This window comes from Streptomyces sp. NPDC025793 (assembly GCF_055558375.1).
Genome location: NZ_JBVHMR010000008.1, coordinates 81,843 through 107,665, shown reverse-complemented (window position 1 = coordinate 107,665; position 25,823 = coordinate 81,843). Strand labels below are relative to the sequence as shown.

General features: G+C 72.7%; 23 protein-coding genes. 12 read left to right on the top strand and 11 right to left on the bottom strand.

All coding sequences use genetic code 11. The features are described from left to right. Positions 1 to 11: 11 nt before the first annotated feature. Entirely contained in the window at positions 12 to 917 is a 906-nt protein-coding gene (locus ACZ4MF_RS17865) for a LysR family transcriptional regulator (RefSeq protein ID WP_467492918.1), read from the top strand. A 117-nt stretch (positions 918 to 1,034) separates the two neighbouring features. On the opposite strand, the gene ACZ4MF_RS17860 is transcribed toward ACZ4MF_RS17865, so the two are convergent. Then, positions 1,035 to 1,328: a hypothetical protein gene (locus ACZ4MF_RS17860; protein ID WP_467492917.1), complete on the bottom strand. Its 294-nt coding sequence runs from the start codon at positions 1,326 to 1,328 to the stop codon at positions 1,035 to 1,037. 112 nt (positions 1,329 to 1,440) lie between these two features. Beyond that, complete coding sequence (locus ACZ4MF_RS17855; RefSeq protein WP_467492916.1) at positions 1,441 to 1,926, bottom strand: DUF1203 domain-containing protein; 486 nt, start codon at positions 1,924 to 1,926, stop codon at positions 1,441 to 1,443. A 112-nt stretch (positions 1,927 to 2,038) separates the two neighbouring features. Between ACZ4MF_RS17855 and pepN (ACZ4MF_RS17850) the strand changes: the two genes are divergently transcribed. Then, entirely contained in the window at positions 2,039 to 4,615 is a 2,577-nt protein-coding gene (pepN, locus tag ACZ4MF_RS17850; protein WP_467492915.1) for an aminopeptidase N, read from the top strand. A gap of 64 nt (positions 4,616 to 4,679) precedes the next feature. Here pepN (ACZ4MF_RS17850) and ACZ4MF_RS17845 read toward each other — a convergent pair whose 3' ends face one another. Next, positions 4,680 to 5,564 (bottom strand): LysR family transcriptional regulator, encoded by an 885-nt coding sequence (locus tag ACZ4MF_RS17845; protein WP_467492914.1) that lies wholly within the window; start codon positions 5,562 to 5,564, stop codon positions 4,680 to 4,682. Between the two features lie 90 nt (positions 5,565 to 5,654). On the opposite strand from ACZ4MF_RS17845, the gene ACZ4MF_RS17840 reads away from it, so the two are divergent. After that, a complete protein-coding gene (locus ACZ4MF_RS17840) occupies positions 5,655 to 6,836 on the top strand; it encodes an MFS transporter (protein ID WP_467492913.1) in 1,182 nt (393 codons plus the stop codon). 25 nt (positions 6,837 to 6,861) lie between these two features. On the opposite strand, the gene ACZ4MF_RS17835 is transcribed toward ACZ4MF_RS17840, so the two are convergent. After that, positions 6,862 to 7,881, bottom strand: coding sequence for an aspartate-semialdehyde dehydrogenase (locus tag ACZ4MF_RS17835; RefSeq protein ID WP_467492912.1), 1,020 nt, complete (start codon positions 7,879 to 7,881; stop codon positions 6,862 to 6,864). A 308-nt stretch (positions 7,882 to 8,189) separates the two neighbouring features. On the opposite strand from ACZ4MF_RS17835, the gene ACZ4MF_RS17830 reads away from it, so the two are divergent. Both ACZ4MF_RS17830 and ACZ4MF_RS17825 read left to right on the top strand, forming a co-directional pair. After that, positions 8,190 to 8,735, top strand: coding sequence for an RNA polymerase sigma factor (locus ACZ4MF_RS17830; RefSeq protein ID WP_467492911.1), 546 nt, complete (start codon positions 8,190 to 8,192; stop codon positions 8,733 to 8,735). A 1-nt stretch (position 8,736) separates the two neighbouring features. Further along, positions 8,737 to 9,618, top strand: coding sequence for a hypothetical protein (locus ACZ4MF_RS17825; protein ID WP_467492910.1), 882 nt, complete (start codon positions 8,737 to 8,739; stop codon positions 9,616 to 9,618). A gap of 51 nt (positions 9,619 to 9,669) precedes the next feature. On the opposite strand, the gene ACZ4MF_RS17820 is transcribed toward ACZ4MF_RS17825, so the two are convergent. Continuing rightward, on the bottom strand, positions 9,670 to 10,212 hold the full coding sequence (locus tag ACZ4MF_RS17820; RefSeq protein ID WP_467492909.1) for a CGNR zinc finger domain-containing protein: 543 nt from the start codon (positions 10,210 to 10,212) through the stop codon (positions 9,670 to 9,672). 124 nt (positions 10,213 to 10,336) lie between these two features. On the opposite strand from ACZ4MF_RS17820, the gene ACZ4MF_RS17815 reads away from it, so the two are divergent. The 6 genes from ACZ4MF_RS17815 (at position 10,337) to ACZ4MF_RS17790 (ending at position 16,824) form a co-directional block, all read left to right on the top strand. Beyond that, positions 10,337 to 10,783, top strand: a complete 447-nt coding sequence (locus ACZ4MF_RS17815) for a VOC family protein (RefSeq protein ID WP_467492908.1) — start codon at positions 10,337 to 10,339, stop codon at positions 10,781 to 10,783. 2 nt (positions 10,784 to 10,785) lie between these two features. Beyond that, positions 10,786 to 11,691, top strand: coding sequence for a pyridoxamine 5'-phosphate oxidase family protein (locus ACZ4MF_RS17810; RefSeq protein ID WP_467492907.1), 906 nt, complete (start codon positions 10,786 to 10,788; stop codon positions 11,689 to 11,691). A gap of 9 nt (positions 11,692 to 11,700) precedes the next feature. Next, positions 11,701 to 12,180: an NUDIX hydrolase gene (locus tag ACZ4MF_RS17805; protein WP_467492906.1), complete on the top strand. Its 480-nt coding sequence runs from the start codon at positions 11,701 to 11,703 to the stop codon at positions 12,178 to 12,180. 210 nt (positions 12,181 to 12,390) lie between these two features. After that, complete coding sequence (locus tag ACZ4MF_RS17800; RefSeq protein WP_467492905.1) at positions 12,391 to 14,148, top strand: TIGR03767 family metallophosphoesterase; 1,758 nt, start codon at positions 12,391 to 12,393, stop codon at positions 14,146 to 14,148. An 80-nt stretch (positions 14,149 to 14,228) separates the two neighbouring features. Then, a complete protein-coding gene (locus tag ACZ4MF_RS17795; RefSeq protein WP_467492904.1) occupies positions 14,229 to 15,392 on the top strand; it encodes a serine hydrolase domain-containing protein in 1,164 nt (387 codons plus the stop codon). 151 nt (positions 15,393 to 15,543) lie between these two features. Beyond that, entirely contained in the window at positions 15,544 to 16,824 is a 1,281-nt protein-coding gene (locus ACZ4MF_RS17790; protein ID WP_467493087.1) for a glycosyltransferase, read from the top strand. A 17-nt stretch (positions 16,825 to 16,841) separates the two neighbouring features. Here the strand turns inward: ACZ4MF_RS17790 and ACZ4MF_RS17785 are convergent, their stop codons facing one another. From ACZ4MF_RS17785 to pepN (ACZ4MF_RS17775), 3 genes are all read right to left on the bottom strand, one after another. After that, the gene (locus ACZ4MF_RS17785; protein WP_467492903.1) at positions 16,842 to 17,651 is read right to left on the bottom strand and encodes an SGNH/GDSL hydrolase family protein; all 810 of its coding nucleotides are present in this window, start codon (positions 17,649 to 17,651) and stop codon (positions 16,842 to 16,844) included. 161 nt (positions 17,652 to 17,812) lie between these two features. Continuing rightward, positions 17,813 to 18,862, bottom strand: a complete 1,050-nt coding sequence (locus ACZ4MF_RS17780; RefSeq protein WP_467492902.1) for a hypothetical protein — start codon at positions 18,860 to 18,862, stop codon at positions 17,813 to 17,815. Positions 18,863 to 19,069: 207 nt separating this feature from the next. Further along, positions 19,070 to 21,667: an aminopeptidase N gene (pepN, locus tag ACZ4MF_RS17775; protein ID WP_467492901.1), complete on the bottom strand. Its 2,598-nt coding sequence runs from the start codon at positions 21,665 to 21,667 to the stop codon at positions 19,070 to 19,072. Between the two features lie 161 nt (positions 21,668 to 21,828). Here pepN (ACZ4MF_RS17775) and ACZ4MF_RS17770 point away from each other — a divergent pair, with 161 nt between their 5' ends. Next, a complete protein-coding gene (locus ACZ4MF_RS17770; protein WP_356022830.1) occupies positions 21,829 to 22,485 on the top strand; it encodes a mycothiol-dependent nitroreductase Rv2466c family protein in 657 nt (218 codons plus the stop codon). Positions 22,486 to 22,624: 139 nt separating this feature from the next. Here the strand turns inward: ACZ4MF_RS17770 and ACZ4MF_RS17765 are convergent, their stop codons facing one another. From ACZ4MF_RS17765 to ACZ4MF_RS17755, 3 genes are all read right to left on the bottom strand, one after another. Further along, complete coding sequence (locus ACZ4MF_RS17765; RefSeq protein ID WP_467492900.1) at positions 22,625 to 23,272, bottom strand: superoxide dismutase; 648 nt, start codon at positions 23,270 to 23,272, stop codon at positions 22,625 to 22,627. A 123-nt stretch (positions 23,273 to 23,395) separates the two neighbouring features. Next, positions 23,396 to 24,787, bottom strand: a complete 1,392-nt coding sequence (locus ACZ4MF_RS17760) for an amino acid permease (RefSeq protein ID WP_467492899.1) — start codon at positions 24,785 to 24,787, stop codon at positions 23,396 to 23,398. A gap of 121 nt (positions 24,788 to 24,908) precedes the next feature. Continuing rightward, the gene (locus ACZ4MF_RS17755) at positions 24,909 to 25,805 is read right to left on the bottom strand and encodes a TauD/TfdA dioxygenase family protein (protein WP_467492898.1); all 897 of its coding nucleotides are present in this window, start codon (positions 25,803 to 25,805) and stop codon (positions 24,909 to 24,911) included. Positions 25,806 to 25,823 lie beyond the last annotated feature (18 nt).

Genomic DNA, 25,823 nt, shown 5'->3' with positions numbered 1-25,823 from the left:
AGCGTGCGCGCATGGTCGAGTGGGACATCCGCAAGCTGCAGATCCTGCGTGCCCTGCGGGAGCGCGGGACGGTGACCGCGGCGGCCGAGGCCCTGCACATGACCCCCTCCGCGGTCTCCCAGCAGCTCACCAATCTCGCCCGGCAGCTCGGTGTGCCCCTGCTGGAGGCGCGCGGCCGCCGAGTGCGGCTCACCGACGGGGCCCGGCTGGTGCTGGCGCAGACGGAACCGGTCTTCGAGCAACTGGAGCGCGCCGAGGCGGCGTTGGCGGCGTACGCCGAGGGGGAGGCGGGGGAGGTCCGGGTGGGCGCCTTCGCCACGTCGGTGCCCGCCCTGGTCGTACCGGCCGTGAGAGCCCTGCGGGACACCCACCCCGGGGTGAGCGTCCGCGTGCGGGAGACGGAGGCGGCCGAGGCCTACGACCTGCTGACCGCCGGTGACGTCGACCTCGCCCTGTCCCTGGCGGCCGAGGCCCCGAGCGCGGCCGACCCCCGCCTCACCCAAGTCCCGCTGCTGGCCGACCCGTTGGACGTGGCCCTGCCCCCCGATCACCCTCTGGCGTCGGCCCCCGCCCCGACCCTGACCGACCTGTCCGCCGAACCGTGGATCTTCGGCGGCAGCGGCCCCTGGTCGGACATCACCCGCCGGGCCTGTGAAGCGGCCGGCTTCAGCCCCCACCAGGGCCACTCCGCCTCCGGCTGGACCGCGATCCTCGCCATGGTCGAGGCGGGCATGGGCGTGGCGCTGGTCCCCCGGATGGCCGCGGGCCGGCGGGACGGGGTGGTGCTGCGGGACCTCGGCCCGGACGGTCCGGTCCGGCATGTCACGGCGGCGGTCCGCAGGGGCGGCGAGTCGGGGCGGGCGGTGAGCCGCGTACTGGAGGCCCTGAAAGGCGCGGTGGCGGCGGGCGGGCTCTGACGGCCTCCGTCGCCGCGGCGCCGCCCGACGCGAAGGCCCCGCACCGGTCACGGTACGAGGCCTTCTGCATCCACTCGGAGACCAACACATACGGTTCACCGACGGCCGGACGGACTGTCAGCGATCGCAGTCGGTACCCATGTCGGTGTCCTGCCCGCCGGGGCTTCCCTCGCCGTTGAGCAGGTTGCCGGCCAGCCCGTTGAGGATGCCCACCTCACCCAGAATGTCGATATTCTGGTTGTGCGTTCGGCATCCACCGCCACCGTGCATCTGCACCGCGGGCTGGGCAAGGGCGGGGCCGGCACCCATCACACCGACACCGGTGATGACGGCGGCCGCAACGGCGAGCTTGGATATCAGGCGCATTTCTGCCTCCTCGGGCTGAATGGAGCGCACCATCAGAAGATCCACATTGCGCTCATCTCGGAGGCTAGGCCGCCGTCCGCCGCGGCGCTCATCGGGGACGCCATTCGGGGCCCGGCCATTCGGGGCCCCGAAACCCGATCAGGGCGCGCGTGATCGGTCACCGGCCCCGCCGCACCTCGTACAGAAAGCAGCCGTACTCCACGGCCCGCACATGCACCAGTGCCACCTCCGGATCGGCGAAGGCCTCCGCGAGGGCGTCCGGGAAGCCGGCGGTCACCAGGCGGCCGCCGAGGATACGGCCCTCGCGGGAGTAGCGGCGCAGCACGCGGGGGGCGTTGGCGAAGGGCAGGGCGGCGGGGCCGGCCGGGCCCGCGCAGTCCTCGGCGTGGACGAAGACCGGGCCCTGTTCGTCGTAGGCGCCGGGGCGGGCGCCGGTCTCGGCCGCCCAGCGGCGCAGCGGGGCGTACGAGACCAGGGCGATCCGCTCGCCGGGGGCGCTCCTGCGCAGGCAGCAGCGCAGCGGGGCGCCGCCCTCGGCGTCGGTGAAGGGGACCACGGGGCGGCCCGCGTCGTCGGTGACCCGCAGGGACCGCAGGACCTCGGGGGTGATCGGACGTGCCGTGTGTGCCGTTGTCGTCGTCATGCCCCAAGCGTCCGTTCCGGCCGCCGCGGTCACCGGCGGGATGCGGACATCGCGTTCCGTGTGGATCCCATGGAAGGATGACGCAACCGACACATAACGAGGAGATGACCGCGTGCCTGGCACAAACCTGACTCGCGAAGAGGCGCAAGCGCGGGCCGAGCTGCTCACCGTTGACGCGTACGAGATCGATCTCGACCTCTCCGGCGCGCAGGAGGGCGGCACCTACCGGTCCGTGACCACGGTGCGCTTCGACGTCGCCCGCGGCGGTGCCGAGTCCTTCATCGACCTGGTGGCGCCCACCGTCCACGAGGTGACCCTGAACGGTGACGCGCTCGACCCCGCCGAGGTCTTCGCGGACTCGCGGATCGCGCTGCCGGGGCTGCTGGAGGGCCGCAACTGGCTCCGCGTGGTCGCCGACTGCGCGTACACCAACACCGGCGAGGGGCTCCACCGCTTCGTCGACCCCGTCGACGAGCAGGCGTACCTCTACACCCAGTTCGAGGTGCCGGACGCCCGCCGGGTCTTCGCCTCCTTCGAGCAGCCGGACCTGAAGGCAGCCTTTCAGTTCACGGTGCGGGCGCCCGAGGGCTGGACGGTCGTCTCGAACTCGCCGACGCCCGAGCCGAAGGGCAACGTCTGGATCTTCGAGCCGACGCCGCGCATCTCGTCGTACATCACCGCGCTGATCGTCGGCCCGTACCACTCCGTGCACAGCGTGTACGAGAAGGACGGCCGGTCCGTGCCGCTCGGCATCTACTGCCGTCCCTCGCTCGCCGAGTTCCTCGACTCGGACGCCGTCTTCGAGGTGACCCGGCAGGGCTTCGACTGGTTCCAGGAGAAGTTCGACTGCGCGTACCCCTTCGCCAAGTACGACCAGCTGTTCGTGCCGGAGTTCAACGCGGGCGCGATGGAGAACGCCGGTGCCGTCACCATCCGCGACCAGTACGTCTTCCGGTCCAAGGTGACCGACGCGGCGTACGAGATGCGGGCCGAGACGATCCTGCACGAGCTGGCCCACATGTGGTTCGGCGACCTCGTCACCATGGAGTGGTGGAACGACCTGTGGCTGAACGAGTCGTTCGCCACCTACACCTCCATCGCCTGCCAGGCCGCAGCCCCCGGCTCGCGCTGGCCGCACTCGTGGACCACGTTCGCCAACTCCATGAAGACCTGGGCGTACCGGCAGGACCAACTGCCGTCCACGCACCCGATCATGGCGGACATCAGCGACCTGGACGACGTGCTCGTCAACTTCGACGGCATCACGTACGCCAAGGGCGCGAGCGTGCTGAAGCAGCTCGTCGCGTACGTCGGCGAGGACGAGTTCTTCAAGGGCGTGCAGGCCTACTTCAAGCGCCACGCGTTCGGCAACACGCGCCTGTCCGACCTGCTCGGCGCCCTGGAGGAGACCTCCGGCCGGGACCTGAAGACCTGGTCGAAGAAGTGGCTGGAGACGGCGGGCATCAACGTCCTGCGCCCGGAGATCGCCACCGACGCCGACGGTGTCATCACCTCCTTCGCCGTGCGCCAGGAGGCCCCGGCGCTGCCCGCCGGCGCCAAGGGCGAGCCGGTGCTGCGCCCGCACCGCATCGCGATCGGCCTCTACGACCTCGACGCCGCGAGTGGCAAGCTCGTGCGTACCGAGCGCGTCGAGCTGGACGTCGACGGCGAGCTGACGGCCGTACCGCAGCTGAGCGGCACGCGCCGCCCGGCGGTCGTGCTGCTCAACGACGACGACCTGTCGTACGCCAAGGTCCGCCTGGACGAGGAGTCGCTGGCGTTCGTCACCGAGCACCTCGGCGACTTCGACGCCTCCCTGCCGCGCGCGCTGTGCTGGGCGTCGGCCTGGGACATGACGCGGGACGCGGAACTGCCCGCCCGCGACTACCTCTCCCTCGTCCTGTCGGGCATCGGCAAGGAGTCCGACATCGGCGTCGTGCAGTCGCTGCACCGCCAGGTCAAGCTCGCCATCGACCTGTACGCCGACCCGGCCGCCCGCGAGTCCCTGCTGACCCGCTGGACCGACGCGACCCTGGCCCACCTGCGCGCGGCCGAGCCCGCGAGCGACCACCAGCTGGCCTGGGCCCGTGCCTTCGCGGCGACGGCCCGCACGCCGGAGCAACTGGACCTGCTGGAGAGTCTGCTGGAGGGCACCCACACCATCGAGGGCCTGGCCGTGGACACCGAGCTGCGCTGGGCGTTCGTGCAGCGGCTCGCCGCGGTCGGCCGCTTCGAGGAGGCGGAGATCGCGGCGGAGTACGAGCGGGACCGGACCGCGGCCGGTGAGCGGCACGCGGCGACGGCCCGCGCCGCCCGCCCGACGCCGGAGGCGAAGGCGGAGGCCTGGGCTTCGGTCGTCGACTCCGACAAGCTGCCGAACGCCGTGCAGGAGGCCGTGATCGGCGGCTTCGTGCAGACCGACCAGCGCGAGCTGCTGGCGCCGTACACGGACCGGTACTTCGAGGTCCTCAAGGGCGTCTGGGACTCCCGCTCGCACGAGATCGCCCAGCAGATCGCCATCGGCCTGTACCCGTCGGTCCAGGTCTCCGAGCAGACCCTGGCCAAGACGGACACCTGGCTCTCCGCGGCCGAGCCGAACGCGGCCCTGCGCCGCCTCGTCTCCGAGTCCCGCTCGGGCGTCGAGCGCGCCCTGAAGGCCCAGGCGGCGGACGCGGCGGCGGGCAAGTAGTACACCTGGTACACCGAGTGAGGGCGCCCGGCCCCGTGCCGGGCGCCTTCGCGTCATCCCGGGGTCAGCGATCCTCGCGCACCGAGGCCATGGCCCTCAGCACCCGCGCGAACGCGCGGACCGTCTCCGTCTCCGCGTCCCGGTGCCAGACCAGGCCCAGCTCGGAGTCGGGCAGGCCGTCCACGGGGACGTAGGCGATGTCGTCGCGGTGGTGGTGGGCGGCGGTGGGACGGCAGAGCAGCAGCGCGCCGCGGCCGGCGGCGGCCAGGGAGAGGGCCTCCTGCAGGGTGGTGGCGGCGGGGCCGGGCAGTGGACCGGGTGCGCGGGCGGCGCGCCAGTAGGCGGGAGCCGGTGACGCAGCGCCGATCAGTGGCTCGGTCGTGAGGTCCGCCGCGGCGATCCGGTCCCGGGCGGCGAAGCGGTGGTGCCGGGAGACGGCCAGTGTGTGGCGCTGGCGGGAGAAGACCGGGCCGAGGACCAGGTCGGGTTCCTCGACCGGCAGGAGCACCACGGCCGCGTCCACCGCACCGCGCCGCAGCGCTCCGAACGGATCCGCGTACGGGACCTCCACCAGGTCGACGCCGCAGGCCGGGTCCGCCGCCTCGAAGGCCGCGACCGCCTCCAGCAACTGCGCGTACGCCGTGCCCTGGAAGCCCGGCCGCAGCGGTCCGGCCCCGCCCCGGGCCACCGCCCGGGCGTCCGCGACCGCCGCGTGCAGATCGTCGTACGCCGGACGCAGCCGCTCCAGGAAGCGTTCGCCGAGCGGGGTCAGGGCCACCCGGCGGCTGGAGCGGTGCACCAGCCGGGCGCCGACCCGGCGTTCGAGCGCGGCCAGCAACTGGCTCACCCGGCTCTGGGAGACGAACAGCCGCTCACCGGCCCGGCCGAAGTGCAGCTCCTCGGCGAGCACGAGAAAGCACTCCAACTCCCGCATTTCCAGCCCGGACACGCAGCCTCCCCGGCATCGATCACTCCCGCTCATGCAAGGGTGAGGGCTTCGCCGTTGTTCCCGGACCGGGCTCGTAAAAGGCTCTCGGGCATGGCTTCCACGCAGCTCACCGCATCCAGCACCGGTTCCTGGACGGGCGTGTGCACGCTCGCCGCCGCCACCTTCGGCGTCGTCACCACGGAGATGCTCCCGGTAGGACTGCTCACCTCGCTCGCCCGCACGCTGCACGTCTCCGTCGGCACCGCAGGCCTCGCCCTCACTCTGCCCGGCCTCGTCGCCGCCGTCGCCGCCCCGCTGCTGCCGGTCGCCGTGCGCCGCGCCGACCGGCGTACGGTGCTGTGCGCGCTGCTGCTCCTGCTCGCCGCCGCCAACCTGCTCGCGGCGCTCGCCCCCGCCTTCCCCGTGCTGCTCGCCGCCCGGCTGCTGGTCGGGGTGTGCATCGGCGGCGTGTGGGCGGTGGCCGCGGGGCTCGGCGCACGGCTGGTGCCGGGGCCGGGTGCCGGGCGGGCCACCGCCGTCGTGTTCAGCGGGATCGCGGTCGCCTCGGTGTTCGGGGTGCCCGCGGGGACCCTGCTCGGGGCGGCGGCGGGCTGGCGGTGGGCGTTCGCGGCGATGGCCGGTCTCGCGCTGGTGGTGGCGGCCCGGCTGGCCGCCGTCCTGCCGCCGCTGCCCGCCGAGGACACCGTCCGCCTCGGCGCGTTCCCCCGGCTGCTGCGCGTCGCGCGGGTCAGGTGGCTGCTGGTCACCGTCGTGCTGCTGGTCACCGGGCACTTCGCCGCCTACACCTACGTCCGCCCCGTGCTGCAGCGGACGCCGGGCACCGGACCGGGCCTGGTCAGCGCTCTGCTGCTGGGCTACGGACTCGCGGGCGTCGCCGGGAACTTCGCGGGCGGTGCGCTCGCGGCCCGCGATCCGCGCCGTGCGCTGCGGCTGATCTCCGGCGCCCTCGGCGCCGTCGTCCTGTTCCTGGTTCCGGCCGCCGCCTCCACGGCCGCGTCGGGTGCGCTGCTCCTGCTGTGGGGACTGGCCTACGGCGGTGTGTCCGTGTCCGCGCAGCGTGCCCTGTCGGCGGCCGTACCCGAGGCTCCGGAGGCGGTGTCCGCCCTGTTCGCCGGGGTGTTCAACGCCGCCATCGCGTTGGGCGCGTTCGCGGGCGGGCGACTCGCGGACGGGCCGGGGCTGACCGCCGTCCTGGTCACGGGCGCCGTCCTCGCGGGGCTGGCGGCCCTCGCACCGGACGGGCGGACGGCAGGGGCGGCCACGCGTGAGTGACCGCCCCTGCGCCGTGCCGGGTGCCTTACTCGGCGGACAGCTCCGCCGCCACCAGTTCCGCGATCTGGACCGCGTTCAGTGCGGCGCCCTTGCGGAGGTTGTCGTTGGAGATGAACAGCGCGAGGCCGTTGTCCACCGTCTCGTCGCGGCGGATGCGGCCGACGTACGACGGGTCCTGGCCGGCCGCCTGGAGCGGGGTCGGGATGTCGGAGAGGGCGACGCCCGGGGCCGCGGCGAGCAGCTCGGTCGCGCGCTCCGGCGGGAGCGGGCGGGCGAAGCGGGCGTTGACCTGGAGGGAGTGGCCGGAGAAGACCGGGACGCGCACGCAGGTGCCGGAGACCTTCAGCTCGGGGATCTCCAGGATCTTGCGGGACTCGTTGCGCAGCTTCTGCTCCTCGTCGGTCTCGTTCAGACCGTCGTCGACGATCGAGCCCGCCAGCGGAAGCACATTGAAGGCGATCGGCCGCTTGTAGACCTGCGGTTCGGGGAAGTCGACCGCCGCACCGTCGTGGGTGAGCTTGTCGGCGTCGGCGACGACCTTCTGCGCCTGGCCGTGCAGTTCGGCCACGCCCGCGAGGCCCGAGCCGGACACCGCCTGGTAGGTGGCGACGACGAGCGCCTGAAGGCCGGCCGCCTCGTGCAGCGGCTTCAGGACCGGCATCGCGGCCATCGTGGTGCAGTTCGGGTTGGCGATGATGCCCTTGGGGCGGTCGGCGACCGCGTGCGGGTTCACCTCGGAGACGACCAGCGGGACCTCGGGGTCCTTGCGCCAGGCCGAGGAGTTGTCGATCACGACGGCGCCCTGGGAGGCGACCTTCCCGGCGAGCGCCTTGGAGGTCGCGCCGCCGGCCGAGAAGAGCACGATGTCGAGGCCGGCGTAGTCGGCGGTCGCCGCGTCCTCCACCGTGACACCGTCCAGCACGGTCCCCGCCGAGCGGGCCGAGGCGAACAGGCGCAGCTGCGTGACCGGGAAGTTCCGCTCCACGAGGATCCTGCGCATGACCGTGCCGACCTGACCGGTGGCTCCGACGATTCCGACCCTCACGGCGACTCCCTCTAGGTGTTCTCTGCGTGTACGCGGCTTTTCCATCATGCGGCCGACCCCGGTCCGCCTGTCCAATTCTTTGCGTGTCATGCCCGAGTACTGGGACACCGGAGCACGACGGACGGTTGCGGAACTCCCGCCGCACCCCTTCCGAGCTGGAGGAATTCACCCAACGGCACCTCTTCGCCGCAAGCCGTACAGCTCCGTGCGCCGGTGTGACGTACGCCTCGACGCGCATTCCGGAAACCCGGTCGAACGTTTCCGTGCGCAGCCGCGTCGTAGAGGAAACGCGGTGAGGGGGGTGGCCGGTGCTGCGCGGAAAGGCCCGCCGTGTCCACGGGGACGATCAGGGCGATCCTCTGGACGCGGCCCAGGAACGCCGGGTGCGGGCGGTGCTCTCGCTCGGCGGGGTGCCGCAGTCGGATCTGCCGGACGGGGTGCAGCAGGTCCGGTTGCGGCTGCTGGAGCGGACCGCGAGCGGTCGGGAAGCGCCGCGGGACGTGTCGGCGTGGGCGGCGGTCGTCGCCTCCCGGCTCGCCATGGACTGGCACCGGGCCAGGCGGCGCCAGGACCGGCTGGGCGAGCGGCTGGCCGCGCTGCGCGCACCCGCGCATCCCTCCGGCGAGGAGACCAGCCTGCTCTCCCTCGCCGTGGCCCGGGGCCTCGACGAACTGCCCGCCGCCCAGCGGCAGGTGCTCGTGCTGCGCTTCTTCGCCGACCTGCCCGTGCGGGACATCGCCGGGGAACTGGGCATTCCGGAGGGCACGGTCAAGAGCAGGCTGCACACGGCGGTCCGCGCCCTGCGCGACCGGCTGCACGAGGACTACGGGAACCGCGGGGACGGGGTGGTGTGAGATGACCGCCGAGCACGGGGGTACGCCGGGCGCGGCCGGCGGCGGGAGCGGCCGGGATGCCGGGAGCGGCCGGGATGCCGGGAGCGGCCGGGAGTACGACGGCATGGACGCGCTGATGGCCGCCGTCACCGGGGAGCCGCTGCCGGAGGACGCCCGCCGGGATCCCGCCTTCGTCGCCGAGCACCGCGCGGCCGAGGCCGACGTGGCCGTACTGAGGGAGCAACTCGCCTGGCTGGGCGAGGCGTTGGCCGGAGAGGCGGAGGTGGAAGGGGAGAAGGGGAGGGCGGCCGTCGCGCGTCCGGTAGGCCCGGTACGTCTGGTGCGTCCCGTACGGTCGGTGCGGCCGCCGTACCCCGGCCGACGCCTCGCCCGGCCTGCCCGCCCCGGCCGCCGCCGGGCGCGGCGCCTCGTGCTCGGCTCGCTCGCCGGTGCCGCGGCCTTCGCGCTGGTCGCCGGATTCGGCTGGCTGGTGACGCACGGCAGCGGTACGGCCGGCGGCGCCAGTACGGCTTCCGGCGCCAGGACGCCGGCCGACCCGGGGCGCGAACTCGCCTGCTCCCGGCTGGTGGTGGAGGGCACCGTGGCCCGGGTGACGCCGGAGAAGGCATCCTCCCGGAAGCGGGTCGCGCTCACCGGGACCCGCTTCTACAAGCCCGCCCATGGCCCGGCCGAGGTCGCCTTCCTGCTGGACGGCGGCGCGCGGCCGGCCCCGCGCGCGGGGCAGCACGTGCTCGTCACGGTCCTCGCGGGCGAGGGGAGTGCGCACCTGTGGGCCGTCGGAGACGCCCGCGTGGCCGTCGACCGGGCCTGGATCACCGCGTCGCTGCCCGCCTCGCGGCACCTCACCTGCCCGTCGGGCGAGCCCTCCCGGGCGGGACGGTAGCCGTACGGCATCGGGCCGGTAGCGGGACGGTACGGCGCCGACGAGGGTGGGTCAGCTCTCCTTCGAGCGCGCGTAGTGCCGGGACGCCTTCGCGCGGTTGCCGCACGCGGCCATCGAGCACCAGCGGCGGGTGCCGTTCCGGGACGTGTCGAAGAAGTGCAGGATGCAGCTGCCGCCGGCGCACGTGCGGATCCGCTCCGGGGCCCGGGTGAGAAGCTCCAGGTAGTTGCGGGCGGCGAGCCAGGCCGGGCCCCATGCCGGGTCGGCGAACTCGGGCTCCTCGGCGGGGCCCTCGGCGGTCAGCCGGGCCCGGATCCGGCCGTGCGCGAGGACGGCGTCCACGAGCGGCGCCGCCTGCCCCGGCGAGCCGTGCACGGCGGCCGTGAGCGCCTCGCGGGCCTCGCGCAGATGGCGCAGCGCGGCCGCGTCGGCCGGGTGCGCGCCGGCCAGCCCGTTGCTCGCGAGCCACACCGCGAGCCCCTCGGGGGCGTCGAGCAGGTCCTGGGTCTCGCCCTCCCGGTTCCACCGGGTGTTGAGCAGGTCGAGGGCGAGGGGCTCGCCGGTGAGCGGGCGGGGGTCGGGGGCGGCGGGCATCGGACTCTCCTTCTCCTCTAACCGCTCAATCGTACGTGACCGGTTGACGCGCGCGCATCTAACCTTCTAACGTGAATGACGAAGGTTAGCCATCTCGGTGAACCGAACCCGAAGGAGAACAGTCATGGCCCCCCGCCTCGCGCACACCGGCCTGAACGTCACCGACCTCGACCGCTCCCTCGCCCTCTACCGCGACCTCCTCGGCTTCGCCGTGCTCGCAGAGGGCAAGGAGGACGGCCGGCGCTGGGCGCTGCTGGGGGAGAGCGGCGGCCCTCCGCTCGTCACCCTCTGGCAGCAGGCGCAGGGGTCGTACGACAGCGGCCGGCCCGGGCTGCACCACCTGGCCCTCAGTGTGGACACGATCGACCAGGTCCGCGCCTACGAGGCCGCGCTGCGGGCCGCCGGTGCCGACTTCGCGCACGAGGGCGTCGTCGCCCACCGGGAGGGCGGCGCCTCGGGCGGGATCTTCTTCCACGACCCGGACGGCATCCGCGTGGAGATCGCCGCACCGCTCGGGCCCGAGGGCGCCCCCGCCCCGTACGAGGCCGCTCCGACCTGCGGTTTCTTCTAGTCATGGGTGCCTATCACGCGGGCTCGCTGGCCGTGCAGGAGCTGCTGGGCGTCCGCGACCGCGCCGACCACGTCGGCCGCTCCCTCGGCCAGGACATCAAGCCGGTCGCGGCGGCCTTCCTGGAGCTCCAGCCCCTGCTCGTCGTCGGCGCGGCGGACCCGGGGACGGGGCGGGTGTGGACGGCGGCGCTGACGGGGACGCCGGGGTTCGTCCGGGCGACGGGCCCCCGGCAGATGTCGGTCGTCACCGCGCAGGACCCGCCCCCGGCCGGCCGCCCGGACCCGCCACTCGCCTCGGCTCTGCGCACCCCCGGCACCCGCGTCGGCACCATCGCCCTCGACCCCCGCACCCGCCGCCGCATGCGTCTGAACGGCCGGCTGCGGCCCACGGCGCGGGGCTTCGCCGTCGAGGCGGACCAGGTCTTCTCGAACTGCCCCAAGTACATCCAGCGCAGGCAGTCGTACGAGACGGTCACCGCACGCGCGCCCGGCACCCCGCTGCTCCTCGCCGAACTGGCCGGGGAACAGCGTGAGTTCGTCCGGCGGGCCGACACCTTCTTCCTCGCCACCGTGCACGACGGCGGCGCCGACGTCAGTCACCGCGGCGGCAACCCCGGCTTCGTCCGGGTCGCCTCACCGCGCGAACTCACCTGGCCCGACTACCCCGGCAACGCCATGTTCCTCACCCTCGGCAACCTGCGCACCGACCCCCGCGCCGGGCTGCTCTTCCTCGACTGGACCACCGGCGACACCCTCCAGCTCACCGGCGAGGCGCACACCGCGTTCACGGCCGACGGAGGGCGCAGCGTCCGCTTCACCCTCACGGAAGCCCGATGGACCCGGGGCGCGCTGCCGCTGCGCTGGTCCGCCCCCGAGTATTCACCGGCGAATCCGGACATCGCGCGCTAACGTCCGCGTATGCGACGGAACTTGAGGGTGGCGGCCTACGCCGTGTGCGTCCGCGACGGACAGCTCCTGCTCGCCCGCTCGCCGGGCCCCGACGGCAGGCCCGAGTGGGTGCTGCCCGGCGGCGGCATGGAGCACGGCGAGGATCCGTACGACACCGTCCGCCGTGAGGTCACCGAGGAGACCGGCTACCGGATCCGGGTCACCGAACTCCTCGGCGTCGACTCCCTCCGGCTGGTCGGCCGTCCGCGCGTCGGCCGGCGCACGGACCACCACGGACTTCGGATCGTCTACGCCGGCGAGGTCACCGGCGGCGAACTCCGCTACGAGGTCGGAGGATCCACCGACCTCGCCGCCTGGCAGCCCCTGGACGCCGTACCCGGACTCAACCGCGTACCCCTCGTCGACATCGCCCTCGGGCTGTGGCGCGAGCGCCCGCCCCACGGACGCCCCGAGACAGAGCCCCTGCCCCGGCAGATGAACGAAGAGTGACCGGCCCCCGGCCGGGCGCGAACCGCTCCTCGTCCACTCCATGGCCGCGGGCAGGCCCCGTGATCCACGTACGGTGATCGGTGCCGCGCGTTGCCGCCGTGTTCACGCACGGGCCATTCCCGGTGCCAAGCATCCAGTGCGAGCGGGGTGTTCGCGCCTGCGACGGCCCGCGACCACCGCCGACGCGTTCGCACCCGGGGAGATCGCGCCATGTCGCGCACACGCTCTGTCGCCACCTCCACGGCCTCCGGCCCGGGGGCCCATCGCCGTTCCGTCCTCGCCGCCGCCGGAGCGGTCGCGCTCTCCGCGGGCGTCGGCTACGCCCTGCGCCCGACCGACAGCGCGGCCGCCACCGGCGACGACGCGCCCGTCGCCCACTCCCGGCAGGCCACGGCCGGCCCGCTCGCCCCCTACACCAAGGGCACCACCCTCGCCTCCGTCGCCACCCCGCGCAGCGGCGGCACCTACCGCCGCCTCGGCGACGGCCCCGGCTGGCAGCGCGTGGTGCGCGAGGAGCTGGCCGCCCCCAAGTCCGGCCGCGCGGGCAGCCGTACGACGCTCGCCGCGTTCGTGCAGTTCACCGACCTGCACCTGATGGACGTCCAGCACCCCCTGCGCTGGGAGTTCCTGCGCGCGGCGGACGCGCACTCCTGGCGCCCGCAGGAGCTGCTCACCGTGCCCGGCGCCATCTCGCTCGTCGAGCGGGTCAACGCCCTGCGCGGCGCCCCCGTCACCGGCGCCCCGCTGCACTTCGTGATGACCACCGGCGACAACACCGACAACAACGCCCACTCCGAACTGGAGTGGTACATGAAGGTGATGAGCGGCGGCCGCATCACCCCGACCACCGGTGACCCGGGGCACTACGAGGGCGTGCAGAACAGCGGGCTGAAGCTGTACTGGCAGCCCGACTCCCCCCTGCGCGACCGCGACAAGACACTCGGCTTCCCGCATCTGAAGGGCTTCCTGGCCGCCGCGACCCGCGAGGTGCAGAGCCCCGGCCTCAACCTGCCCTGGTACTCCACCGTCGGCAACCACGACACCCTGCCGCTCGGCGCCTACGGCTCCCACGGCGACCGCTACCTCGCCGAGGCGGCCGTCGGCGGCAAGAAGCTCATGGACGTACCGGCCGCCGACGCCAAGAAGCTGCTCGACAGCATCAACCACGCCACCGACCCCAAGGGCACCGGCTACCGCGACTTCCTCAAGGCCCACGCCCGCTCCATGCGCTCGGTCACGCCGGACGAGCGGCGGGCGCCGTACACCCCGGCCGACTACCTCAGGGCCCACCTCGACCCCGCCCACCAGGGGCTCGGCCCGGCCGGTCACGGCTACTCCTCGGCCAACCTCGACGCCGGCACCCAGTACTACGCCTTCCGCATCTCCGCCGACGTCATCGGCATCAGCCTCGACACCACCGACGCCGGCGGCCACTACAACGGCTCCGTCGGCACCGCCCAGCTGAACTGGCTCGCCAGGACGCTGAAGGACAACAAGGACTCCCACGCCGTCGTCTTCAGCCACCACACCAGCAAGACGATGAACAACACCCGCCCCGACCCGGCCCGCCCCGGTGAGCGGAGGCACACCGGCGCCGAGGTGCTCTCGCTGCTCTCCGCCCACACGAACGTCCTGGCCTGGGTGAACGGCCACGTCCACAAGAACGTCATCACCCCGCACCAGGGCTCCGGCGCCCGCTCCTTCTGGGAGATCTCCACCGCCTCCCACATCGACTTCCCCCACCTCGCCCGGATCATCGAACTGGTCGACAACAAGGACGGCACGATCTCGCTCTTCACCACCCTGATCGAGTCCGCCGCCCCGCACCGCACCGACTTCACCGACCTCTCCCAGACCGGCCTCGCCGCCCTCTACCGCGAGCTGGCCCACAACGCCCCCGGCGCCGACACGAGCCTCGGCGGCACCGCGGCGGACCGGAACACCGAGCTGGTGCTCAAGAAGAGCTGAAAATCACCCAACTGGCCCAACGCTGAGCAACCTTCACGCATCCGGCACCGGTTTCATCCCCCGACCGCACCGTTCATCACATGCTGGGGGAAGACATGCGTGTTCGTACGACTCTGCTGGGTGCCACCGCCCTGCTCGTCTCGGCCGCCCTGGCGGCTCCGGCGTCCGCCGCCGAGGGCCTCGCGGGTGACGGCCCTGCGGGTGGCGGGCACAGCGCCACCCGCAAGGCCGTCGAGGCCGCCGTCACGGCCGGGGTGCCCGGCGCGACCGCCACCGCGCGGGACGCCCACGGCACCTGGTCCACCACGGCCGGCGTGGGCGACCTGCGCACGGGCAGGCCGCGCTCGGCGGCCGACCGCTACCGCGTCGCCAGCATCACCAAGACCTTCGTCGCCACCGTGCTGCTCCAACTGGAGGCGGAGGGCCGGCTGTCCCTGGACGACACGGTGGAGACATGGCTGCCGGGCCTCGTCCACGGGAACGGCAACGACGGCGGCCGCATCACCGTCCGACGGCTGCTGAACCACACCAGCGGCCTCCACGACTACCTCGCCGACACCGACTTCCAGCGCGCCTACTTCACCCCGGACGGCTTCTACGCGCACCGCCACGACACCGTCACCGCGCACGACCTGGTGGCGATCGCGATGCGGCACCGGCCGGACTTCGAGCCGGGCACCTCCTGGAAGTACTCCAGCACCAACTACGTTCTCGCCGGAATGGTGATCGAGAAGGTGACCGGCCACGCGTACGCCACCGAGATCGACCGCCGCATCATCCGGCCACTGCGGCTGACCGCGACCTCCGTGCCCGGCACGAGGACCACCCTGCCGCGGCCGAGCAGCCGGGCGTACTCGAAGTTCGCGAACCCGAGCGGCCCCACGTACGACGTCACGGAGCTCAACCCGTCCATCGCCTCCTCCGCCGGCGAGATGATCTCCGACTCCGCCGACCTGGACCGGTTCTACGGCGCCCTGCTCGGCGGAAGGCTCCTCCCGTCCCGGCAGCTGAAGGAGATGAAGACCACCGTCGACAGCCGGATCGCCCCGGGCGTCCGCTACGGCCTCGGCCTCATGGACACCAAACTGGCCTGCGGCGTCCACGTCTGGGGCCACACCGGCGGCATCCACGGCTCGGCGTCCGAGGCGGCCACGAGCGAGGACGGACGGCACTCGGTCGCGGTCAACCTCAACGGTGACTGGACCGGGGACACGGGCGCGGTCGTCGAGGGGGAATTCTGTTAGCCGACGTTTCATTCCCGTCCTTCCGTGTTAACCCGGATGCAATGTCCGTACCGCCTCATATCGGCTAACCCGCTGTTCACGGGGATGGCTCGATCTTCTCGATCGTTGATGCAAGGCGGGTGGTCGTTTGCGCTCCACGCACGGACTGCGGGTGCTGTCGGTCTACGAGGGCTTCTTCTCCGGAGGCGCCCGGATCGTGCACAGCGACGTCGTACTGGGACTGGCCGAGGGCGGCCAGTCCCACCGGGTGCTGAGCATCCATGGCGAGGTGCGCCGCGAGGCCACTCGGCAGCGCATGGAGGACGACGCCTGCTACCGGGCGCTGACAGCCGCCGGGGTCGGCGTCACCTCGCTCGGCCGCAGCGCCGGGCTGGTGGACGGGGCGCTGGCGGCGAACGTTTTCAGCGGCCCGGAGCTGGCCGAAACGGCCCGTGCGATGGCGGGCGCGGACGTCATCCTGTCGCTGAAGGAGCAGCCGCTGGCGCTGCTCAACCAGGCCGGTCTGCCCCGCCGCCCGGTCGTCGTGGCCCTGCACCGCTCCGACCCGGAGAACCAGGGGCCCGCGCTGGACGAGCTGACGGACGCCATCGCGGACGGCACGGTCGTGGCGTGCGTGTGCTGCGCCGAGTCGACCCGGGCGGCGTACGAGGCGGCGGGCATCCCGGCCGCCCTGCTGCACGTGATCCCCAACGGGGTGGACCTGCTGAGGTACCGCCCGGACCCGGCGGCGCGCCTCGCCTTCCGGGCGTCTCTCGGGATCGCCGGCCCGGCCCCGGTGATCGTCTTCGCGGCCCGGTACGCCCCGATGAAGAACGTCCCGCTCCTCCTCGCCGCCGCCCGCACCTGGCTGGCCCGCGAACCCGAGGGCCACGTGCTGATGTGCGGGGCGGGCATGACCGGCGAGAACCCCGCCCTGCGGGCCGACATCGAGGTCGCGTTCGGCGAGGACCGGCACCTGGCGGAGCGGATCGGGCTCCTCGGCGTCCGGCACGACATGGAGGCCGTGTACGCCGGTGCCGACGTCGTCGCCCTGACCTCCGTCTCCGGCGAGGCGGCCCCGCTGTGCCTGATCGAGGGCATGATGTGCGGCGCGGTCCCGGTGACGACCGACGTCGGCGACAGCGCGTCGATCGTCGAGGGCCTCGGCTTCGTCACCCCGCCGGACCCGGCCGCGATCGCCCTGGCCTGGTCCGCCGCGATCACCAGCCGCGCCGACCTCGCGCCGGCCCTGGAACTGAGCCGCGAGCGCTTCAGCCGGACGAGGATGATCGCGGCGTACGCGACCCTGCTCGACGCCGTCACGCCCCTGCCGGTACCGGAGGACGATGCCGCGCGGTACGCCCTCGCGAGTGAACCCGGCCTGCTCCAGGGCCCGTTGCCCGGCGACGGCCTCGGCCTCGATCCGCATCAGGAGCTGCCGGACGAGCTGTAGGAGGGCCCTGCAACGGCTCAGGAGAGCCGGTCGAGGGCCGGGAAGTAGCCGCGTGCCTGGCCCGGTGCCGTCGGGTGGTACGACTCGGTCAGCGCGAACGGGTCGACGCTGTGCAGCCAGGGGCTGCGGGAGCAGATCTCGTGGCCGGCGAAGGCGGCCCTGACGTCGGCGAAGGAGAACCCGTGGCCGGCCGCGCGCCCGGCGATCACGGCGTCCAGCCGGTCCACGGCGCTGTCGATGGCGGCACGCTCGGCGTCCTGGAGGCCGCTTCGGCAGGTGCCCTGGAGGTGGTACAGGTGCGGATAGCCGAGCACCACGACGCGCGCGGCGGGCGCCCGGTCCCGGATGGCCGAGTAGAGCCGGTCCAGGCCGTGCGGGAGGGCGTCCGCCATGACGGCCCGCGCCTGGGAGACGGCCGCGAGACAGGGGACGGGGCCGCCCAGCGCGCAGATCGCCATCGCGGAGCCGAAGCCCACGTCGCTGCCGCCGACGGTGAGGGTGACCAGCCGGGTACCGGGGCCGAGCGCGCCGAGCTGGCCGGTCAGGACGTCGCCCACCTTGGCACCGTTGCACGCGGGGAAGGCGAAGGACGCCGCGTGGTGCGCCGCCGCCCACAGCATCGGGTACGACCGGCTGCTGCGCTTGCACTCCGTGCGGCCGGGGAGGTAGTCACCCGCGCCGACGCCGGAGGAGTAGGAGTCGCCGAGGGCCACGTAGCCCGGGGCCGGCGTCCGGGGCGCGCCCTGCGCCGTGGCGGGGGCGGTGGCGAGGCAGGCCGTGGCGAGCAGGAGGGCGGAGCAGCATGCGGCCATCCGGGTGTGTCGCATACGTCCCGGTGTACCGCGGCCCCGCCGGCACCGCCCGCCCGGCTCGGCCGGCCGGGTGAGAGCGGAGCGTCACGAAACGCCGAGGAGGGGCCACCGGAGTCCGTCCGGTGGCCCCTCCTCTCCCCTCCTGCCTCCCCCGTCGGTGCTCCTCCGGTCCGTCACTACCGGGGGAGCACCAGGACGTACGCGGCCGGGTCGCGGTCGGCGGACGCCATCAGGGCCGTACGGATCACCGTCGCCTGCTGCTCCGGCGACTCGCGGAGCTTTTTCGGCGTGACGTACACGACCGTGATCCCGAGGCGCTCCAGGTGCTCGCGCTTGCGGGTGTACTCCGACCAGAGCGCGTCGTCGTCCTGGCGGGGCGCCCTGGTGTCCAGCTCGACCGCCACCGCCTGGTCGGGCCAGTACGCGTCCAGGCCGCCGAGGTGCGGGCCGCCGGGCAGGCGCAGGTCGACGTTCCAGACCGGGTCGGGCAGGGCGTGGTCGCGGACCATCCGGTACAGGCGGTCCTCGGCGATCGAGCGGCCCTCCGCCAGCAGGGAGTCCACGGCGTCGATCACATGGGGGAGGTTCAGCAGCTTCGCATGGGTCAACTCCCGTACCACCGCCGCCGGTTCGCAGTGGCCGCCGCGCACCGCCTCGGTCAGCAGCCGCCGTACCGTCTGTCCGTCGGTCAGCTCCGCGACCGCGTCCGCCAGCGCCCGGGGCACCGGGGCCACCGGCAGGCCCGTCACCGTGCGGGGCGTGGGCAGGGCGGGGGTGCGCAGGATGCGGACGTAGCCCGCGGAGCGCAGCCGACGCCGGCGCGGGACGAGGACGTGCACGTGGTCCAGGGAGGTCAGCGGCGGAGTGGCCGAGAAGCCGTACAGGGCCAGTGCGGCGAGACCGGTGATCACCACCTCGGGATAGGCCGGGCGGTGGGCGTCCCGCGGCGTCGGCTGGGACGGCACGCCCGGCGTCTTGTCGGGCGCGTGCTCGCGGGCCGCGTACAGCAGGGCCCCGTGCAGCCACTCCTCGCCCGTGGGCGGGCCGGGGTGGAGGAGGACCACGTGCGGGAGCAGTTGCTGCCAGGGGCCGCCGGGGCGGCACTGCTCGTTCAGCTCGGCCGTCGTCACGCCGTGGGCGCGCAGCCGGCCCGCCGTCATGACGCGGCGGTGGGCCTGGGAGAGATGACGGAGGGGGCGGGGGGAGAGCGGGGTGTTGTGCGTCATGGCGTCGGCATTCCCGCGTCTCGTCCCCCCTTTAACCGCTGTTACACGGCCGTCGAAGAATGCGGACAAGCCGGGACTAAAGGTCAGGTGTTCGGGTGCCGAATAGGCAGCGAAAACACCTGGTCCGAATGGGTGCGGACCAGGGGTTACGGCTGCGCTTGACCGAATTTCGTAACGGTCACCTACCGGGCAAGCTCAGGCCAAGGCTCAGCGGGTGCCGGCCGCCGCGTCGCACTCCTGTGCGCGCAGCGCCCGCGCCAGGTCGTCCCGCGCCTCCAGGACGAGCCGGCGCAGCGCCGGGGCCGCGTCCCGGTGCTCCTGAAGCCAGGTGTCCGTCGCCGCCAGCGTCTGAGGCCGGTCCTGGAGCGCCGGGAACAGACCCCGTACGACGTCCATGCCGATCTGGATCGACCGCTCCCGCCACACCCGCTCGATCGCCGCGAAGTACTTCTCGGCGTACGGCGCGGTCAGCTCCCGCTGCGAGGCCTGGTCGAAGCCCGCGATCGTCGCCTCCACCAGCGCGTTCGACAGCGCGTCGGACTCCACGACCTGCGCCCACGCCTGCGCCTTGACCGCCGCCGACGGGCGGGCCGCGAGGCAGCGGACCTGGTGGCGCTTGCCGGACGCCGTGTCGTCGCGGGCCAGTTCGGCCGCCAGCACCGGCTCGTCCGCCACGCCGTGCGCGGCCAGCGGCTCCAGGAACGCCCAGCGCAGCTCCTGGTCCACCTCCAGACCGTCGATCGCCGTCGTGCCGTCCAGCAGCCCGGTCAGCAGCTCGAACGCCTCCGGCACGTCGGCCACGCGCGCGTAGAACCGCGCCCACGCCAGCTGGTGCTCGCTGCCCGGCTCGGCGGCGTACAGCTCGGCCGAGGCGCCCCGGCACAGCTCCCGCCCGGCCTCCGCGCGCCGCCCGGGCGCGGTGTAGTGCACCGCCGCCGACTCCGCCCACGCGTGCAGCATCTGGAGCACGCCGATGTCGGACTCCCGGCCCGCGAACCTCAGCACCAGCGCGATGAAGTCCCGCGCCGGCAGCAGCGCGTCCCGCGTCATGTTCCACAGCGCCGACCAGCACAGCGCCCGCGCCAGCGGGTCCGTCAGCTCGCCCAGGTGGCCGCGCAGGGTGTCCAGCGAGGCCGTGTCGAAGCGGATCTTGCAGTACGTCAGGTCGTCGTCGTTGACCAGGACCAGGTCCGGGGTGTCGGCGCCCGCCAGCTCCGGGACGACCGTGCGCGGGCCCTCCACGTCGGTCTCCACGCGCGCGTACCGCTCCAGCGCGCCCTCGGCCGTACGCCGGTACAGCCCGACCGCGACCCGGTGCGGACGCAGTTCGGGGTGGGTCGCGGGCGCCTCCTGCACCACCGCGAGCTCACGGACGCGGGAGTCTTCGAGCAGCACCTGCGGGGTCAGCGAGTTCACCCCGGCCGTCTGGAGCCAGGAGCGCGCCCACGCCGACATGTCCCGGCCGCTGGTCTCGCCGAGCGCCGACAGCAGGTCGCCGAGGCGCGTGTTGCCGTACGCGTGCCGCTTGAAGTAGCGGCGGGCGCCCTCCAGGAACGCGTCCTGGCCGACGTACGCCACCAGTTGCTTGAGCACCGAGGCACCCTTGGCGTAGGTGATGCCGTCGAAGTTCAGCTTGGCGTCCTCCAGGTCACGGATGTCCGCCGTGACCGGATGCGTGGAGGGCAGCTGGTCGGCGCGGTACGCCCACGCCTTGCGGCGGTTGGCGAAGGTGATCCAGGCATCGGTGAAGCGGGTCGCGCCGACGTTGGCGAACGTGCCCATGAAGTCCGCGAAGGACTCCTTCAGCCACAGGTCGTCCCACCACTCCATGGTGACCAGGTCGCCGAACCACATGTGCGCCATCTCGTGCAGGACGACGTTGGACCGTGCCTCGTACGACGCCTGCGTCACCTTGCCGCGGAAGATGTACTCCTCGCGGAAGGTCACCAGACCCGGGTTCTCCATCGCGCCCAGGTTGTACTCGGGCACGAAGGCCTGGTCGTACTTCCCGAACGGGTACGGGTAGTCGAAGTGGTCGTGGAAGAAGTCCAGGCCCTGCTTGGTGACCAGGAAGACGTCGTCGGCGTCGAAGTGCGGGGCGAGCCCCCTGCGGCACATCGCGCCGAGCGGGATCTCCAGCTTGGAGCCGTCCTCGAAGGTGCGGGTGTAGGAGTCGGTCACGTAGTGGTACGGCCCCGCCACCACGCACGTGATGTACGTCGAGATCGGCTTGGTCTCCGCGAACTTCCAGACGCCGTCGGCCAGTTCGCCCGCGCCGTTGCTCCACACCGTCCAGCCCTCGGGTGCCTGGACCTCGAAGCGGTACGGCGCCTTCAGGTCCGGCTGCTCGAAGTTCGCGAACACCCGGCGGGAGTCGGCCGGCTCGTACTGCGTGTAGAGGTAGACCTCGCCGTCCTCGGGGTCGACGAAGCGGTGCAGGCCCTCGCCGGTGCGGGAGTAGGCGCACCGGGCGTCCACCACCAGCTCGTTCTCCGCAGCCAGGTCCTCCAGGAGGATCCGCGCGCCGTCGAAGACCTCGCCCGGGTCCAGGTCCCGGCCGTTGAGCGACACCGACGTCACGCTCGGCGCGACCAGATCGGCGAAGCTCGCGGCGCCCGGCTCGCTGCAGCGGAAGCGGATCGTGGTCACCGAGCGGAACGTGCGCGGCGCTCCTGCCCGGCCCTCCGGCCCCTCGTCCCCGTCGCCGACGGCGGACCGCAGGTCCAGGGACACGTCGTACCCGTCGACCGACAGCAGGGCGGCCCGCTCCCGGGCCTCGTCGCGGGACAGATTCTCACCGGGCACGGGCGGCACTCCTTGGCTGGTGTTCGGTATGTGGACAGGGCCGATCCTGCCATGTGCCCCTGACAGGGGGCAGCGGGGAATCCCTACCGCATCGGTGTCGTTGACCTTGTTGAGGCTTCAAAAGACCGTTTCGCTGAATGACCGTTTCGCTGAGGAGAGCCATGTCCGAGACCGCGCCGTCGACCGGCAGGACGCCCGTCGACTTCTGGTTCGACCCGCTGTGCCCCTGGGCCTGGATGACCTCCCGCTGGGTGCTGGAGGTGGAGAAGGTCCGGGACATCGAGGTCCGCTGGCACCTGATGAGCCTCGGCGTACTCAACGAGAACAGGCTCGACGAACTGCCCGAGGAGTACCGGGAGCTGCTGGAGACCAAGGCGTGGGGTCCGGTCCGCGTCGTCATCGCGGCCCAGCAGGAGCACGGCCCGGAGGTGCTCGGCGACCTCTACACCGCGCTCGGCACCCGCATCCACAACCAGGAGGAGGGCCCGGAGAAGTCGACCGTGGCGGCCGCCCTGAAGGACGTCGGGCTGCCCGAATCCCTCATGGACCACTGGGACTCGACCCCCTACGAGGCCGAGCTGCGCGCCTCCCACCAGGAGGGCATCGACAAGGTCGGCCAGGACGTCGGCACCCCGGTCATCGCGGTCCCGGGCCCCGGCGGCGAGCAGATCGCCTTCTTCGGCCCGGTCGTCACCCCCGCCCCGAAGGGCGAGGAGGCGGCCCGACTGTGGGACGGCACGGTCGCCGTGGCGTCGGTGCCGGGCTTCTACGAGATCAAGCGGACCCGCACCAAGGGCCCGGACTTCAGCAACCTGTGAACAGGTAACAGGTAGCGGCAGGGGAGGACCCCCGCGAGTCACGTCCTCGCGGGGGTCCTCTCTCATCCGCCCGCCGTCGTGAAGGGTGAGAAGACGATCACGAGGCAGGACGATCAGGGAGCCCGGGGGCTCAGGGGGCTCAGGGGGCGAGCAGCAGCGCGTTCGCGCGGGACTTCGCTGCCTCGTAACGCCGGGCCACGTCCTGCCAGTTGACGACGGCCCACATCGCTTCGACGAAGTCGACCTTCTGATTCCGGTACTGGAGGTAGAAGGCGTGCTCCCAGGCGTCGAAGACCAGGACCGGGGTCGAACCCTGGCCGACGTTGCCCTGGTGGTCGTAGACCTGCTCGACGATCAGCCGCCCGCTCAGCGGCTCGTACGCCAGCACACCCCAGCCGGAGCCCTGGGTGGTGGCCGCGGCCTTGGACAACTGGGTCCGGAACGCGGCGAAGGATCCGAAGGACTCCTTGATCGCCTCGGCCAGCTCGCCCACCCCGTCGGCCGCGAGCGGCTCCCCGCCGCCCTCCTTCGGGCCGGTCATGTTCTGCCAGTAGACGCTGTGCAGGATGTGCCCGGAGAGGTGGAAGGCCAGGTTCTTCTCCAGCCCGTTGACCGAGCCCCAGCTCTCCTCGTCCCGCGCCTGCGCCAGTTGCTCCAGGGTGTCGTTGGCGCCCTTCACATAGGCCGCGTGGTGCTTGTCGTGGTGCAGCTCGATGATCTCCGGGCTGATCACGGGGGCGAGCGCGGAGTAGTCGTACGGCAGGTCGGGCAGCGTGTAGACGGGCATGGTGATCCCCTCCGGAACCTTATTGCAAGTTACTTGCAAGTACAGGTTAGCAACAAGAGTGTGGGGGCAACAGAAAGGCCCCCGCGTGTCGCACGCGGGGGCCTCGGCGGGCGGGCGGAGGCGTCAGCCGGCCTTGGCCCGCATCTTCTGGCGGGCGTAGCCCACGCCCGCCAGCACCGCCGTCATGCCGCCGGTGAAGTACAGCTGGACGCGGGTGTCCGCCTCGCGGGCCATCAGGACGAAGATCGCGGCCATGCCGGCCAGGGCGACCCAGGTGAGGACGGGGAACGCCCACATGCGGACGACCAGCTTCTCGGGGCTCTCGCGTTCGATGCGGCGGCGCAGCAGCAGCTGGGAGACGGCGATGAAGATCCAGACGACCAGGATGACCGCGCCGATCATGTTCAGCAGCCACTTGAAGATGTCGTTCGGCCGCCAGTAGCTGAGCAGCACGCACACGAAGCCCAGCACGGAGGAGGTCAGCACCGCTACGCGCGGGACGCCGCCGGACAGCTTCGCCAGCACCTTCGGGCCCTGGCCGCGGTCGACCAGGGAGTAGGCGATGCGCGAGGCGCCGTAGATGTTGGCGTTCATCGCGGAGAGCAGGGCGACCAGGACGACCACGTTCATCAGCCGGCCCGCGCCGGGGATGCCCAGGTGGTCGAGCGTGGCGACGTAGGGACCCTCGGAGACGACCGCCCCCGAGTTCCAGGGGACCAGGGTGACCACGACCGCCATCGAGCCGATGTAGAACAGCGCGATGCGCCACATCGCCGTACGGACGGCGGACGCCACTCCCCGCACCGGGTTCTCCGACTCGGCCGCCGCGATGGTGACCGTCTCCAGGCCGCCGTAGGCGAAGACGGACGCGAGCAGGCCGATGATCAGGCCGTTGCTGCCGTGCGGGAAGAAGTCGGACAGGTTCGCGGTGCCCGGCGCGTCCGTGCCGGGCAGGACGCCCGCGATGGCCAGCACGCCGAGGACCAGGAAGAGGGAGATCGCGCCGACCTTCAGCGTGGCGAACCAGAACTCGAACTCGCCGAAGTTCTTCACGGCGGCCAGGTTCGTCCCGCAGAAGACGACCATGAACAGGGCCACCCACAGCCACTCGGGCGTGCCGGGCAGCCAGCCGGAGACGATGTGGGCCGCGCCGATGCCCTCCAGGCCGACGGCCGTGCACAGCAGGATCCAGAAGGACCAGCCGGCGGCGAAGCCCGCCCACGGGCCGATCGCCCGCTCTGCGTGCGCCGAGAAGGAACCCGAGGACGGGTAGGCGGCCGACATCTCGCCCAGCATCCGCATCACCAGCATCACGAGGAGGCCGGAGACCGTGTAGGCGATGACGATGGACGGTCCGGCGGCGGCGATGCCCGCGCCGGAGCCGACGAACAGACCCGCGCCGATCACCCCGCCGAGGGCGATCATCGACAGATGGCGCTGTTTGAGGCCGTGCGAGAGAGAGGCGCCACCCTGTTGCTGGGGCGGCGTCTTCGTCGTCGGTTCCGGTGCGGGCATGGGCGCGGCTCTCCCCCTGTAATGGGCGGGCAAAAACCCCGCCAGTCTGGGCGGCCCGTCCGCTGAGGCGAAGGAGCCGCCCAGTATCCGGACACCCCCCGTACGGAGGGTGTCCGGACGGTCACGCCGCCGCGAGCACCGGTGTGTAGTGCGAGGCGTCGCCCTCGATCGAGTAGCTCTCCTTCCCCTCGACACCGACCGGGACGTCACCGGCGACGGTCACCCGGTGCAGCCGGCGCGGCAGGCCGTCGTAGTTGTCGATGGCGTAGTGCTGGGTGATCCGGTTGTCGAACAGGACCAGTTCGTTCTCCGCCCAGCGGTGGCGCAGCACGTTCTCCGGGCGGGTGACGTACGCCTGGAGCAGGTCGAGCACCTTGCGGGACTCGCCGACGGACAGGCCCACGATCCGCTGCGCGAACCCGCCGACGAACAGGCCGCGCTCGCCGGTCAGCGGGTGCACGCGGACCACCGGGTGCGCGGTGCGGTACGTGATGGACGTGAACCGGGCGCGCTGGGCCGCCTGCTCCGCGTCGATCTCCTCGTCCGGCACCGCGTAGTCGTAGTCGTTGGTGTGCTCGGCCCACAGGGTGTCGGCGAGACGGCGCAGCGGCTCGGGCAGGTCGCGGTAGGCGGCGGCCGCGTTCGCGATCAGGGTCTCGCCGCCGTACGGCGGGATCGTGATCGAGCGCAGGGTGCTGGCCTGCGGCGGGTTGAGGACGAAGGTGACGTCGGTGTGCCAGTGGTTGGCCCGGCCCTGCTCGCTGTCCACGGGCAGCACGTTCGGCGCGCCGTCGACCGCGCCGACCGTCGGGTGGGCGGTGGTCAGGTCCCCGAAGTGCCGGGCGAAGGCCTGCTGGCCGGCGTCGTCGAGGTCGCCCGCGTCGAAGACGAGCGCCTTGTGGGCGTTCAGGGCCTCGCGGATCGCGGTGACCTCCTCCGGGGCGAGGGGCCGGGTGATGTCGACGCCCGAGACACGGGCGCCGACGCGGGCGGTGACCTTGGTGATCTGGAGGGACATGGACGGTTCCTTTCGGAT

Coding starts and splice junctions, on each gene's coding strand:
- ACZ4MF_RS17800 (WP_467492905.1), top strand. CDS start 12,391: ATGTCGCGCACACGCTCTGTCGCCACCTCCACGGCCTCCGGCCCGGGG.
- ACZ4MF_RS17770 (WP_356022830.1), top strand. CDS start 21,829: ATGTCCGAGACCGCGCCGTCGACCGGCAGGACGCCCGTCGACTTCTGG.
- ACZ4MF_RS17810 (WP_467492907.1), top strand. CDS start 10,786: ATGGGTGCCTATCACGCGGGCTCGCTGGCCGTGCAGGAGCTGCTGGGC.
- ACZ4MF_RS17760 (WP_467492899.1), bottom strand. CDS start 24,787: ATGCCCGCACCGGAACCGACGACGAAGACGCCGCCCCAGCAACAGGGT.
- ACZ4MF_RS17755 (WP_467492898.1), bottom strand. CDS start 25,805: ATGTCCCTCCAGATCACCAAGGTCACCGCCCGCGTCGGCGCCCGTGTC.
- ACZ4MF_RS17780 (WP_467492902.1), bottom strand. CDS start 18,862: ATGACGCACAACACCCCGCTCTCCCCCCGCCCCCTCCGTCATCTCTCC.
- ACZ4MF_RS17840 (WP_467492913.1), top strand. CDS start 5,655: ATGGCTTCCACGCAGCTCACCGCATCCAGCACCGGTTCCTGGACGGGC.
- ACZ4MF_RS17865 (WP_467492918.1), top strand. CDS start 12: ATGGTCGAGTGGGACATCCGCAAGCTGCAGATCCTGCGTGCCCTGCGG.
- ACZ4MF_RS17765 (WP_467492900.1), bottom strand. CDS start 23,272: ATGCCCGTCTACACGCTGCCCGACCTGCCGTACGACTACTCCGCGCTC.
- ACZ4MF_RS17825 (WP_467492910.1), top strand. CDS start 8,737: ATGACCGCCGAGCACGGGGGTACGCCGGGCGCGGCCGGCGGCGGGAGC.
- ACZ4MF_RS17815 (WP_467492908.1), top strand. CDS start 10,337: ATGGCCCCCCGCCTCGCGCACACCGGCCTGAACGTCACCGACCTCGAC.
- ACZ4MF_RS17805 (WP_467492906.1), top strand. CDS start 11,701: ATGCGACGGAACTTGAGGGTGGCGGCCTACGCCGTGTGCGTCCGCGAC.
- ACZ4MF_RS17820 (WP_467492909.1), bottom strand. CDS start 10,212: ATGCCCGCCGCCCCCGACCCCCGCCCGCTCACCGGCGAGCCCCTCGCC.
- ACZ4MF_RS17855 (WP_467492916.1), bottom strand. CDS start 1,926: ATGACGACGACAACGGCACACACGGCACGTCCGATCACCCCCGAGGTC.
- ACZ4MF_RS17785 (WP_467492903.1), bottom strand. CDS start 17,651: ATGCGACACACCCGGATGGCCGCATGCTGCTCCGCCCTCCTGCTCGCC.
- ACZ4MF_RS17795 (WP_467492904.1), top strand. CDS start 14,229: ATGCTGGGGGAAGACATGCGTGTTCGTACGACTCTGCTGGGTGCCACC.